The sequence below is a fragment of the Rhizobiaceae bacterium genome, from assembly GCA_023953835.1.
Lineage (GTDB): Bacteria > Pseudomonadota > Alphaproteobacteria > Rhizobiales > Rhizobiaceae > Mesorhizobium_G.
Genome location: JAMLJB010000002.1, coordinates 130,213 through 143,121, shown reverse-complemented (window position 1 = coordinate 143,121; position 12,909 = coordinate 130,213). Strand labels below are relative to the sequence as shown.

Genomic DNA, 12,909 nt, shown 5'->3' with positions numbered 1-12,909 from the left:
ATATAGAATAAGCGGATAGTGGGGGTTCCTTGTCCAACGCGAAGCAAATTCTGGCAATGCTGAAGAGCCGTTCTGAAGGGGACGACGAGCTCTTCTATTCCATTGCCTTGCAGGTCGCTGCGGCCGAGGCTCGCCAAGGCCATCGGACGATGGCCAACGACATGCGAGCCGAAATTGATAAGGCGCGCGGTTCGCGGCAACACCGGCCCGGTGTTGAGCCGATTGCGATCGGCGCTCCTAGGGGCGAACTAGAGGGCCTGCTTGAATATCGCCAGCCACATCTCAAGCTTAAAGACGTTGTTCTTGACCCTGCCATTGTGAAGATCATGGCGGATGTCGTGCGCCAGCAACGCAAGCGTGATTGGCTGCGTGAACATGGCAAGAAGCCCAGCAGGCGACTACTCTTTGTTGGCCCCCCGGGTTCGGGAAAGACGATGTCGGCTGAGGCAACCGCGGGTGAACTTAGTCTACCTCTATTCGTCATTCGCCTCGAGCAGCTGATATCGCGATATATGGGGGATACAGCTGCGAAGCTGCGGCTCGTATTCCAGCAATCTTTCAAACACCGTGGCGTTTATCTGTTCGATGAGTTCGATGCGCTGGGTGCGCACCGCACAGCAGTGAACGATGTCGCTGAGATGCGACGTGTGTTGAATTCGTTCTTACAGTTCATGGAAGAGGATGCACCGACCGACAGTCTCATCATCTGCGCAACGAACCATCCCGGGTTGCTCGACCGCGCCCTGCTGCGTCGTTACGATCAGGTGCTGGAATTCCGGCCAGCCACGCCGGAAGATATCAAAGAAATCCTTCTGCGGAATTTGCGCCCGATCAAGGGCGCGCGCCTCGCATGGACTAAAATCGTCAAGGCGGCCGTCGATCTGAGCCAGGCGGAGCTCGTCAGGGCGGCCGATGATGCAGTGAAAACCGCGATCCTCGACGAGAGAGGTTCTATTACTACCGACGACCTCTTGTCGCGAATTGACGAGCGTCACCGGATGCGATTGGCCTTTTTAGAGGTGCCAAAGCCTTAACGCATGGTCAGTCGGTTTACGCTCCCGCACATTGATATTTCCCGCTTCCTAGAGACGGCTGACTATGTCGGTGAGGGATCCGGCCGCTCCAGTACCGTTCGCGAGCGTGAGGCGCATGGCGCGAAGCTTCAGCACGAATTCGATGCGGCCCTTGGTATAATCGATGCGCTTCGCGTGCTCGATGAGAGGCTTCCTGCCGCCGAAGGGGGATATATCGAAGTCGCATTGAAGCGTGGGACCAGCCCGGACATTCTCGAGCGCAAGCGGGCGAATGTCAGGCCTGGAGCGGTGCATGACGAGCGATCCGAGCGAGTCGTTGCCTTATACGTTCCAGACGCCGCACGGGCGGCGCTCGCTGCGATTCTCGAAGACTACCGCACAGGAGAGCTAACGGATGGCGGTTACCCCCCAAACAAGGCGCTCGTGGAATCTATTGAGGCATTCAGACGTGCGCGGCTCGAGACACTGTGGACAGATGATCCAGCCGCGCTACCCGTCGACCCGCAACAAACGATGTGGTGGTCGGTCTGGGTAGGAAAGAACAATGAGGCAGAGCTCGAAACGATCGTCGAGCGGTTGGGGCTTCGGGCCGCAGGGCAAGACCGCCGCTTGAAGTTTCCCGAGGCGACAGTCGTACCGATTTTCGCGTCGCGCGCCGCGATAGAGCTGATGATGTATGCCACCGGCATACTCCTGGAGCTCCGCAGGGCGACTGACAATCCCGCTGTGTATCTGGATAAACCGCTGGAACAGCAGACGCGGCATGTTGATGACTTGGCAGGACGGATGCGCTGGCCGGCCAATGACGTACCAGCAGTGTGCGTGCTCGACACCGGCGTGAACCGCGCCCACGTGTTGCTTGAACCGCTTCTCGCTGTCGAAGATCTGCATGCCATCCGCTCAGCCTGGGGGACGGATGACCATCACGAGCATGGTACAAGCATGGCGGGGATGGCATCGCATGGAGATTTGACCCCCGCTTTTGGCGACAAGGCGGAGCGTAAAATAGTGCACCGGCTCGAGTCCGTGAAATTATTGCCTCCCAACAAAGCTGATCCAAACGATCCCAACGCCTACGGCGCCATCACCCAGGCAGCGGTATCTCTGCCAGAAATCAGGCAGCCAGAGCGGCGGCGTGTATTCTGCATGGCGGTGACCAACCGCGGGATATCAGGCGCACGTCCCTCCACTTGGAGTTGGCGAGCTCAGCCCCTTCAGCCGTACCAGTGTCGGCTGGACGAACCGAGCGCCGATAAAGCCCGAACTTGTTCTTGAAGCAGGCAATAGAGCGATAAGCCCCAGCAAACGGGACGTTATAAATCTTGACTCGCTTAGCCTGCTCAGCACGGGCCGCGATGTTAGCCGTTACCCATTGGTCCCATTTCAGGCAACTAGTGCCGCGACGGCTCTGGCAGCACGCATGGCAGCGCAGTTGTCGGCCACATTCCCTGACTATTGGCCAGAAACAATCCGAGCGCTGATGGTTCATAGCGGCGAGTACACCGCGCCCATGCGAGCGGCGTTTGATGCGGAACCCAACCTTCGCAACCGCTACCCGATCGTCAGGCGCTTCGGTCACGGCGTCCCGGAGCTCGATCGGGCCGCTGCGTCTGCGCGCGACCATTTGGCCCTGATCGCGCAGTCGGAAATACAGCCATACCGGCTGAAAGGTGGCCGAAAATTCAACGAGTGCCACTATTACTCGCTCCCATTGCCCGACGATGTTCTCGAGACACTGGGCAATGAGCTGGTCGATCTTAAGATCACCCTCTCGTACTTTGTCGATCCGAACCCAGGGTTTTCGGCGAATGTAGACCCCCTCCGCTACCAATCATTCGGGCTTCGTTTTGATCTTCGCCGTCGTGGCGAGACGGTGACCAACTTCAAAAAGCGCGTTAATGTTGCTGAGCGGGAGGGCGCTAATGGCGCGCCCATCCATCCCGATGACAACGGTTGGCTTCTCGGCAGGGATAGCATCTCCGCAGGCTCACTACATTGCGACACCTGGAGTGGCCCCGCAGTGAACCTGCTGGGACGTGACATGCTTTGCATCAAGCCGATCGGAGGGTGGTGGCGCGATCGTGCCAGTGCCGGCATTGTCAATCAGAAGTCTCGCTACGCCTTGGTGGTGACGCTGAAAGCGCGCCGCACGGATGTAGACCTGTACACGCCAATCTCGTTGCGTGTCGCAACCCCTATTGGTGTGCGCGGGGCGATTCCTGTTCCCCTATGAACCGCAATTCCGTGTTCGGTAGAGGCGTTGGGTCGCGGTAGCGGCAATCTCATCATAAACAACCAAGCGGGTTAGCTGAAAAGGCTGCTAATGGGCTTTCGGCTCGCTAGGTTGAAGGGCTAGAACGAAGGCGCTAAGGCGTCGTTCACGCGCATCGTTCTGCTTGGTGAGAAGGCCAAAGCGCAGGATAGGTTGATTGGAACGCCCCCTATCTGGCTGCGGAACCCGACCATTATCGTCCGCCAGAAAAAGTGCTGGGCTAGGCTAGCGGTCAACTGTCGAAAGCCCGCTCTCCTGCTCTACCGGCTGCGATCGCCGCGATCGCGATCTTTCGGAGGGGTCAAAACCACGCGGGACGGAATCTGCCGCTCCGGCTGCTTTTCTTCTTCCCGTTCGTTCGCTCGGTCACGACCACGCTCGTGGCGATCATCGACAACCGCCCTGCCCTGATTGGCCTGGGCGATACGCGAAACGTCGACGTTGCGATTGCTTGACGTATGATCGATCTCACCCTTCTCGGGGTCGTTTGCGGGAGGGGGCGGAATCCTACGCTAAGGCTTTGGCCAGCGATATTCTCCGGTGAGGTTAATGTGCTCCCATCCCAGCGGCGAGACATGGGCCAGGAGATCGGGCGATAGCAGCTTTCCATCGCGCTTCTGGCTGGCGACGACTTCGCCCAGCTTCATGGTGTTCCAGAAGATGATGATGGCGGCGAGCAGGTTCATGCCAGCGATCCGGTAATGCTGGCCTTCGGCGGAACGGTCGCGGATTTCGCCGCGTCGGTGGAAGCTGATGGCACGTTTCAGCGCGTGATGCGCTTCACCCTTGTTGAGCCCGATCTGGGCGCGGCGTTGCAGATCGGCATCCAGAATCCAGTCGATCATGAACAGGGTCCGCTCGACGCGGCCGACTTCCCGTAGAGCTGTGGCCAGTTCGTTTTGTCGCGGATAGGAGGCGAGCTTTCGTAGAATCTGGCTGGGCGCGATGCTTCCGGCCGCGATGGTAGCGGCGATGCGCAGGATATCTGGCCAATTGCGCTCGATCATGGCCTGATTGATTTTGCCGCCGATCATGACCCGCAAGTGGGCCGGGGCGGTCGATGGATTGAACGCATAGAGCCGCTTGGACGGCAGATCGCGGATTCGCGGCGCGAATCGGTAGCCGAGAATGGCGCATGCGGCAAAGACGTGATCGGTGAAGCCGCCTGTATCGGCGAACTGCTCGCGAATATGGCGGCCGGCATCGTTCATGAGCAGGCCGTCGAGGATGTAGGGAGCTTCGCTCGCCGTCGCAGGAATCACCTGGGTCGCGAACGGCGCATATTGGTCCGAGACGTGGCTATAGGCTTTCAGACCCGGGGTATTGCCGTATTTCGCGTTGACCAGATTCATGGCTTCGCCTTGCTCTGTCGCGGCGAAGAACTGGCCGTCGCTCGAAGCCGAGGTGCCCATGCCCCAGAACCGGGCCATGGGTAACGCCGCCTGCGCCTCGACCACCATGGCCAGCGCCCGGTCGTAGGCTTCGCCTTCGACATGCCATCGTCCAATGCGGATCAGCTCCCAGAAGGTGTGGGTGTTTGTAGCGTCAGCCATCTTGCGCAGGCCGAGGTTGATCCCTTCCGCAAGGATGACGTTCATCAGCCCGATCCGGTCGGCGCACGGCGCTCCAGTGCGCAGATGCGTGAACGCTTCGGTAAAGCCGGTCGCTGCATCCACTTCCAACAAGAGATCGGTGATGCGCGTGGGCGGCACATGTTTGTAGAGATCGAGCACCAGATCTTCGGCGCCGGTCGGCGCGGCGGCTTCGAGCTTCTCGATATGCAGAACGCCGTTTTCGATCGACCCGCCGGGAATCGTTCCCGAGCGTGCCGCACGGCCAAGCTCGCGCAGCCGGATATCGAGGCGTGCTTGCCGATCTGCCAGCCATTCCTCCGGCCGTAATGGCACAGCGAGACGGCCGCCTTCCGCGACAGCTTGCGCCGGAACGAGTGCCTGTTTCAGATCGCCATAACGCCGAGACCTGACCAGCCAGATATCTCCGGAGCGGAACGCATCGCGCAGATGGAACAGAACCGCAATCTCCCAGAGGCGAGTATCACCGGCCGCCTGCGCCCGAAGATGGCGATGCCATTTCGAGCTGGGCCGAAGGAAGCCAATACGCGCGGCATCATTCAAACCGGTGCGCAGGGCCGTCACCGCTTCCAGAAGCGGCAGCGCGACTGGCGCAGCCCGCAGATCGAGCAGGCGCAACATGCGAGGAGCGTACCGGCGGAAACGATGATAGCCGTCAAGCACATGATTGAGCGGATCGTCCGCCATGGTGACGGTCAGCCTGGTTGCCATTGCAACAAGAGTCTTGAAACCGTCCCAACCCGATCCGCGCGCAATGACGTCGTCCAGCGGCTGGCCGTCGTCCTGTGCATCGACCAGGGCCCCGCCAATTTCGGCGAAGGATTTCAGGGTGTCGCGTACCGCGCTCGCTTCGTCGGCGACCTTCGCCTGGCAAATGCGCTCCGAAGCACGGTAGAGCCTGCCGACAATCCGGTCATGGGTTTCAACCATGGCGTCGGCGAGCATCGCTTGCCATTCCGACGCGCAAACAGCCAGAATCGCAAGACGCCTGTCCTCCGGAAGATCGCGCATGCCGTCGGCATAATACCGCTCGCCCTGCCTGCGCAGGCGTGTCACCCGATGAGCAGGAACACCGGCCAGCAGATTTTCGGGAAGATCAACACGTTGCAGGTATTCGAGCCGGTCGAGCAGCCGGTTGGCCGACGAAGAATTCGAGCCCGGCTCGAACTGCCGCAACCACACGAAGCGGGTCACCCGGTCGCCGGCCGTCTCCTCGAGCAATGCCAGCAACTGTTCCCGGCTGGGCGCGGACAGCCGACTGGCGATCCTCGTCTCGATCCGCCGCTCGGCATCGACCAGGGCCGTGGCGCAAAGCCGTTCGATCGTCGATGTTGCAGGAAGAACCGTGCGGGTGCGTCGGCACTCCGCCACGAAGCGGCGGGCGATATCTTCGTTCGACACCGCCATCTCGGCTTCCCGGAACAGCCATTCCTTCAGTTCGCGCGCGCCACGTCCGGAGAAGGTGCGGAATCCGTAGAGCGCCCGCAGCTCGGAAAGATGCTCGTGCCGCGTCTCCTCACGGGCGGCATAGTCAACGAGATCGTCGGCTTTCAGACCGAGTTGCGCTCCGATGAACTCGACGACCTCCTCCGGTATCAGCTCGCCGGGAGCCAGCACCCGGCCGGGATAGCGCAGGACGCACAATTGCAGTGCGAAGCCGAACCTGTTGTGAGCGCGTCGGCGCAGCCTGATGTGTTCAAGGTCTTCATCGCTCAGTGTATAGTGCTTGAGCAAATCCGCCTGCGAGGTCGGCAGGCGCAACAGCGCGTCCTTCTGCCGATCGGTTAGAGTGACGCGACGCGGCATCGATGTTCCTTTTTCAAAATCCGATGATGTTCAAGACGCTTTGTTTATGAAGCTGGTTGAGATACATTTCCAGCGAACAAATCATTCGTGGCCAGCGCGCCGCCTCAAACCAGCGTTTAAGAAACATGCTGATCGGATATGCCCGAGTCTCCAAAGCCGATGGCTCACAGTCCCTCGACCTGCAGCACGACGCCCTGCGCGCCGCCGGCGTCGACCAAGACAATATCTACGAGGATCGCGCTTCCGGCGGCCGCGACGACCGGCCCGGACTGGCCGCCTGCCTGAAATCCTTGCGCGACGGCGATGTGCTGGTGATCTGGAAGCTCGACCGCCTCGGGCGGTCGCTTGCCCACCTGGTCAACACGGTGAAGGATCTGTCGGATCGAAACGTCGGCCTGCGTGTGCTGACCGGAAAGGGCGCTCAGATCGACACCACGACCGCATCCGGCCGTATGGTGTTCGGCATCTTCGCAACCCTGGCCGAGTTCGAGCGTGACCTGATCCGCGAACGCACCATGGCCGGTCTTGCCGCTGCCAGAGCGCGAGGCCGCAAAGGTGGTCGGAAATTCGCCCTGACCAAAGCACAGGTGCGCCTCGCCCAGGCAGCCATGGCCCAGCGCGATACTTCCGTTTCCCACCTGTGCAAGGAACTCGGGATCGAGCGCGTCACTCTCTACCGTTACGTAGGCCCGAAGGGCGAACTCAGGGACTACGGTAAGCGCGTTCTCGGCTTAGCGTAGGATTTCGCCCCCTCCCGCAAACGACCCCGCCTTCATTGCTGTCTCCCTGGTCCTTGTTTGACGCGCAGGCATCGACCGCGCCGGCTGATAGGGGTCGCAACGTATCTGCTATTAGACCGGTCGTCTACTATCTTGTGGCACGCGAGCGCGACGGTGGGCGGCGCTTACGCAGCCGCCGTCAATGGGGATCGAACCAGTCGTCGGAATATTTTCCTAGCGCATGATTGATGAAGCTGACGGCTTCGGGGCCGATTTCGGCGCTCATTTCAGCCTCCGCGATCATGAGGCTTTGATGGAACGCCTCAAGCCAGTCGAAGCCGGACGGTGTGAAGCAAATAAGGCGCGCGCGAGCGTCGAGGGGATCGCGCCGCCGTTCGATGAGTTGCAAGTCCTCTACCTGCTTGACGAGTTCGCCCATCGATTGCTTTGTCATGCCGGCGCGGCGAGCAAGCTCCGTCAACCGCGTCCCGTCATCGTCGAGATTTCGGGTTACGCTGAGTTGCGCGAGCGAGAGATAGTTGTAGCCTCGCTCTCTCAGCAAGTGCATGATTCTCCCGTCAAAGCGGCGTACCGACTCGTTCATTCGACGTCCAATGTTCTGCCGGCGCCAAGAAATCATGAAATACTCCGATCGACTGGATGCGTTGAATCGTTCAAGCCTGAACGATGGGCTGCCACTCGCATATTTTCGCAATTTGGTCGCCGGCAATCAAGATTTTCGAACCAGACGCGAGCCTGTCTGATGGTCAGAGGGCCAGTACACTCCGCTCGGAAAGACCGGTTCAATGATCGGTCAGGTCCATCGGGGAAAAGCCGATCGCGAGAATGTTCTTGCTGCATGATTTGTGTTGGAACTGCGTTTGTCATTTGACACGATGCGAATAATTTGGTCAGGTAGCCTTATTGCTATGCACATATCGAAAGCATAGTGATCAAATAGTTGGTATCAAGTTACAAGAGATTTTCTGATATGTTATCTTCTGAAATAGAGAAGGATCGCCAACTCATCCGCGATTTGCTGGAGAACTGGGCGTTATGGCGGGACGCCGGCGACTGGGAGCGGTTCCGAACTGTCTGGCACGACGACGGCGTGATGATGGCGACCTGGTTTCAGGGAACCGCAGACGAGTTCATCAGGGTTAGCCGTGAAGGCTTTGATAACGGCATCAGCATCCTGCATTTTCTCGGCGGTATCACCGTCGATCTGGCCGCACCGCGCGCGGTTGCCCAGACAAAGATGACGATCAACCAGCGTGCTGCCGTGGATGGCGTCGAATGCGATGTGGTGTGTACCGGACGCTTCTTCGATTTTCTCGAGAAGCGCAGCGGGAAATGGGGTGTGGTTCTGCGGCAGCCGATCTACGAGAAGGATCGTCTCGATCCCGTAGATCCTGCCAAGGTCCCGGCAATTGAAAGGTCGAGACTCGAGAGTTTCCCGGTGGGCTATCGGCATCTTGCCTATTTGCAGTCCGGCCTTGGCTTCAAGGTGAAGACAGACATGCCGGGCCTGACGGGGCCGATCGTGGAGGATCTCTATCGCCGCGGTCGCGAGTGGCTGCAGGGCGGTTCAGCCTACGCGGTTGCCGCGCAGGCGTAGAACACCGGGGAAGTTACTGGGAGGAAGAATGACTTGCGCTAAGGAACGATCGGTTCAGGAACTTATCGATTCGATCCCCGATCTTGTTAACTATTTCTACAATGATACGCTTGGGCCGCATGCCCGCGATAGAGCGGCCCTGACACCGGTGCCGCCGCAGTTCACGAACTGGCTCGACGAGCAGCGCGCCTGGCGCGAAACCGCGGTTCTGTTCGACCAGTCCCACCACATGCCCGAACTGTTCTTGAAAGGGCCTGACGCGTTCCGGCTGCTGAACTATCTCGGGATCAATAGTTTCGAGGGCTTCGTTCCGGGTCGCGCGAAGCAATACCTGGCCTGCAATCACAATGGACAGGTCATCGGCGAGTGCGTGCTGCAATATCTCGACAAGGAGAGTTTTGAGCTTATCAGCGGGTCGCATTTGCAGAACTGGGTGCAGTTCCATGCCGAAACCGGCGGTTATGACGTCACTTTCGTCAAAGACTATCAGACGTCCCAGAACCCCCATGGGCGCACGAATTTCCGGTTCGGAATGGACGGCCCGCATGCCGAAAAGATCTTTCAGGAGGTGGTCGAGGGTCCGGCCCCGGAGATACCGTTCTTCCGGTTTGCGAAGGTCAGGATCGCTGGCGTCGATATGCTCGCCTTGCGGCACGGCATGGCCGGCCACAAGGGCGTCGAACTGTCGGGTCCTTATGCGGGCGGGCCGAAGGTGCGGGCCGCAATCGTGGAAGCGGGCCGCAAATATGGCCTGCGGCAAGGCGGGGCGCGAGCCTATTTCAGCACCAATGGCGAGGCCGGATGGTGGCCCTATCCGCTGCCTGCCGTCTATACGGATGAGCGTCTTCGCGCGTTCCGCGAGTGGCTTCCGGCGGCGACCTCATGGGAAAGCGCCTCACAGCTTGGCGGCAGCTTCCGGTCCCCGAACATCGAGGACTACTACGTCACGCCGTGGGATCTGGGTGTCGAGCGGGTCTTGAAGTTCGACCACGATTTCATCGGCCGCGCGGCGCTGGAACGGCGGGCGCGCGAACCTCACAGGACCAAGGTCACGCTGGTCTGGAACAAGGAGGACGTCGCCAGAATCCAGGCGTCGATCCTCGAACCGGGCCTTCCGTTCAAGCAACTGGAGCTTCCCGTTTCCGCCTATGCGTTCCAGCAGTGCGACGAGGTGCGCAGCACAAGCGGGGAACTTGTCGGCATGTCCAGCTTCTGCGGCTACACGGCCAACGAGGCGGAATTCCTTTCGCTGGCCGCCGTCTGGCCGTCGCATGCCGAGCCGGGGACGGATGTGGTGCTCACCTGGGGTGAACCCGACGGCGGCTCCCGCAAGCCGCATGTCGAGCGGCACCGGCAGACGCAGATCAGGGCGAAGATCGCCCCGTCACCCTATTCCCAGGCGGTGCGGACGATGAAGCGCGCGGGTTTCCAGCATGCCGGCTAATTTCGATATCCGCTTTGGGCGCGATGCGGCGACCTGCGGGGCGCGCGGGCAGGAGGTAATCGTATTATGCTGATGCGCATCACCTGGGGCCGGGCGCGTCCGGGCATGGTAGGTGACCTGGAGCGCCAGTTCCACCTACATCCCATCCCGGCGGCGGACGGCATGATCGGCAACTGGTTCGCCAAGGACATCAAGGACAGCGAGTCCATCTATACGGTCACGCTGTGGCGCGATGCCGAAGCGGTGGCCGCCTGGGAAAATTCACCTGCGCGGGCCGAGCGGGCTCGGGAACTGAGCAAATATCTAATCGGCGAATACTCGGTGTCGTTGTGCGAGGTGTCCGACGGCGCCGGTGTGCCGCTGCCCGGCAAATCCGCGGGTCAAGGTCGCATCGAGGGACAGCCGTGACTGAGAAGCAACCTCTAATTCTTGGCATTGGCGGGACCCCGCGCGCAGGGTCGTCGTCTGAACGCGCGCTCGCCGTCAGCCTCGCGGCTGCGCGGGAGGAAGGTGCGAAAGTGATGATGCTGAGCGGCCCCCAGCTCGTATTGCCAATGTACTTGCCAGAGGCGAGCGAGCGCGCCGACGAAGCAAAACGGCTGATCGATGCGTTCCGCCTTTGCAACGGCATTATAGTCTCTTCGCCGGCCTATCACGGCTCGATCTCCGGGCTGGTCAAGAATGCGCTGGACTATACGGAAGACCTGCGAAACGATCCGCGCCCTTATTTCGACGGGATCGCGGTCGGATGCATCGCCTGCGCGGGCGGCTGGCAGGCGGCCGGCCAGACGCTGGCGGCAATCAGGTCGATCGCACATGCTCTGCGCGGCTGGCCGACACCGCTCGGAGCGATGCTTAACACATCAACCAAATTGTTCGACGATCACGGCAATTGCCTGGACCTTTCCGCCAAGTTTCAGCTGGAGACGGTCGGACGGCAAGTCGTGCAGTTCGCGCGCATGAGCACGGTCTCGGCAAGGGAGAAATCGCATGTCCTGGTCTGATGCTGTGCAGCATGTCATCCGAGAACTGGTCATCGCCAACCGTGTGCTCGCGCATGAAGGCGTGATCGACGATTTCGGCCATATCAGCGTCAGGCACCCGACCGATCCCGGGCGCTATTTCCTGTCCCGCGCGCGCAGTCCGGAGCTGGTCTGCGCGGAAGACATCGTGGAATTTACGCTTGAGGGCGACCCCGTCACCGCGCCGAATCGCGGTCTTTATTCCGAGCGAGCGATTCACGGCGCCATCTACATGGCCCGGCCCGAAGTGAACGCCGTCGCCCACCATCATGCGCGCCCGGTCATTCCGTTCACGGTCCTGAATATTCCGCTGAAGCCGGTCCTCCACATTGCCTCCGTCATCGGGAACGAAGTTCCCAAATGGGATAGCCGGGACGAGTTCGGCGATACAAGGATGCTGGTCGACGACCTTCCCAAGGGCCACTCGCTGGCCAAGGCGCTGGGGGCGGGGTCCTCGGTCCTCCTGCGCGGGCACGGTTCGGTTTGCGCTGCCGCAAGCCTGTCGAGGGTGTGCTTTATTTCGATTTATCTCTCGGACAATGCCAGGATTCTTCTCGAAGCGCTGCGGCATGGCACCCCGACCTACCTCACGCCCGAAGAGGTCAGGCTGACGGCAGACTTGCATATGGGCGATGTCGCGATGGCCAGGGCTTGGGAATATTACAAGGCCCGCGCCGGTTTTCACGGGCTGTAGCCAATGCGCCTATTCCTCAGCTGCATCGTTTCTCGGCCTGCCTCGGGGGCGCTTGGCCTTTGCGGTCCGATCCGAGAATTCGCTTGCGGAGATGGCGTTGAGCGGCTCTTCGAGCCGTTCTTCGAGTTCGCGAAGCATCTCCCGCAGCGCCGCGGTTTTGTCCGGCCCGTATCGCGCCACCACCTCGCCATAGAGCACGTCGGCATAGGCTCCCGCCTCGGCGATCAGCCTGCGCCCGGCCGGGCTGAGGGAGACGAGACCGCGCCTCAGGTCGACGTCGGATGTCTGGCGGATGATCAGCCCTCCATCGTGCAGGTCCCTGAGGATACGCGAGAGCGACGGCCGCAGCAGGAACGTCACTTCCGCCAGCTCGTCGATCTCGATCGTGTCGACGATCACGAGCGCCCGCAGGATGCGCCATTGCTGTTCGGTTATGCCGAAATGGCGGAAGGCAGGGCGAAAATGACGCATGATGGCTTCGCGCGCGCGCAGCAGCGACATGGTCAGAGACAGGGGAACGTTTCTCGCGCTTGTATGCGCCGTCGCAGCATGTTTGGTTGCCCCGTCAATTCTTTCGTCAGACATGCCCTGCCACCCGCCCTTCTCCCGCCGATGCGCCTGCAGATCGATGCCGCCGCAGTGCCGGCATCGGGTCTTGGTAGTTCAGCTCGCGAAGGCAAACAAGTGGCAGCGACCAAGGTCGCATCT

At 60.7% G+C, this 12,909-nt stretch carries 12 protein-coding genes; 9 read left to right on the top strand and 3 right to left on the bottom strand.

The window, feature by feature from the left end; all coding sequences use genetic code 11:
* Positions 1 to 29: 29 nt before the first annotated feature.
* The 3 genes from M9924_18520 to M9924_18510 are packed head-to-tail and all read left to right on the top strand — an operon-like array spanning position 30 to position 3,267.
* A complete protein-coding gene (locus M9924_18520; GenBank protein MCO5066385.1) occupies positions 30 to 1,034 on the top strand; it encodes an ATP-binding protein in 1,005 nt (334 codons plus the stop codon).
* Between the two features lie 3 nt (positions 1,035 to 1,037).
* On the top strand, positions 1,038 to 2,309 hold the full coding sequence (locus M9924_18515; protein ID MCO5066384.1) for a S8 family serine peptidase: 1,272 nt from the start codon (positions 1,038 to 1,040) through the stop codon (positions 2,307 to 2,309).
* Positions 2,287 to 3,267, top strand: coding sequence for a S8 family serine peptidase (locus M9924_18510; protein ID MCO5066383.1), 981 nt, complete (start codon positions 2,287 to 2,289; stop codon positions 3,265 to 3,267). The genes M9924_18515 and M9924_18510 overlap by 23 nt, the downstream gene beginning before the upstream one ends.
* 551 nt (positions 3,268 to 3,818) lie before the next feature.
* On the opposite strand, the gene M9924_18505 is transcribed toward M9924_18510, so the two are convergent.
* On the bottom strand, positions 3,819 to 6,704 hold the full coding sequence (locus M9924_18505) for a Tn3 family transposase (protein MCO5066382.1): 2,886 nt from the start codon (positions 6,702 to 6,704) through the stop codon (positions 3,819 to 3,821).
* A gap of 125 nt (positions 6,705 to 6,829) precedes the next feature.
* On the opposite strand from M9924_18505, the gene M9924_18500 reads away from it, so the two are divergent.
* Complete coding sequence (locus M9924_18500; GenBank protein MCO5066381.1) at positions 6,830 to 7,444, top strand: recombinase family protein; 615 nt, start codon at positions 6,830 to 6,832, stop codon at positions 7,442 to 7,444.
* A gap of 178 nt (positions 7,445 to 7,622) precedes the next feature.
* Here M9924_18500 and M9924_18495 read toward each other — a convergent pair whose 3' ends face one another.
* Positions 7,623 to 7,991: a MarR family transcriptional regulator gene (locus tag M9924_18495; protein ID MCO5066380.1), complete on the bottom strand. Its 369-nt coding sequence runs from the start codon at positions 7,989 to 7,991 to the stop codon at positions 7,623 to 7,625.
* Between the two features lie 423 nt (positions 7,992 to 8,414).
* Here M9924_18495 and M9924_18490 point away from each other — a divergent pair, with 423 nt between their 5' ends.
* From M9924_18490 to M9924_18470, 5 genes are all read left to right on the top strand, one after another.
* Positions 8,415 to 9,041, top strand: coding sequence for a nuclear transport factor 2 family protein (locus tag M9924_18490; GenBank protein MCO5066379.1), 627 nt, complete (start codon positions 8,415 to 8,417; stop codon positions 9,039 to 9,041).
* 28 nt (positions 9,042 to 9,069) lie between these two features.
* Positions 9,070 to 10,485, top strand: coding sequence for an aminomethyl transferase family protein (locus tag M9924_18485; GenBank protein ID MCO5066378.1), 1,416 nt, complete (start codon positions 9,070 to 9,072; stop codon positions 10,483 to 10,485).
* Positions 10,486 to 10,551: 66 nt separating this feature from the next.
* The gene (locus M9924_18480) at positions 10,552 to 10,893 is read left to right on the top strand and encodes an antibiotic biosynthesis monooxygenase (protein MCO5066377.1); all 342 of its coding nucleotides are present in this window, start codon (positions 10,552 to 10,554) and stop codon (positions 10,891 to 10,893) included.
* Positions 10,890 to 11,489 carry an NAD(P)H-dependent oxidoreductase gene (locus M9924_18475; GenBank protein ID MCO5066376.1) on the top strand — a complete coding sequence of 200 codons (600 nt, stop codon included), beginning with the start codon at positions 10,890 to 10,892 and terminating at the stop codon, positions 11,487 to 11,489. The genes M9924_18480 and M9924_18475 overlap by 4 nt, the downstream gene beginning before the upstream one ends.
* On the top strand, positions 11,476 to 12,201 hold the full coding sequence (locus M9924_18470; protein MCO5066375.1) for a class II aldolase/adducin family protein: 726 nt from the start codon (positions 11,476 to 11,478) through the stop codon (positions 12,199 to 12,201). Before M9924_18475 ends, M9924_18470 begins: the two co-directional genes overlap by 14 nt.
* Positions 12,202 to 12,210: 9 nt before the next feature.
* Here M9924_18470 and hpaR read toward each other — a convergent pair whose 3' ends face one another.
* The gene (hpaR, locus tag M9924_18465) at positions 12,211 to 12,786 is read right to left on the bottom strand and encodes a homoprotocatechuate degradation operon regulator HpaR (GenBank protein MCO5066374.1); all 576 of its coding nucleotides are present in this window, start codon (positions 12,784 to 12,786) and stop codon (positions 12,211 to 12,213) included.
* Between the last annotated feature and the right edge of the window lie 123 nt (positions 12,787 to 12,909).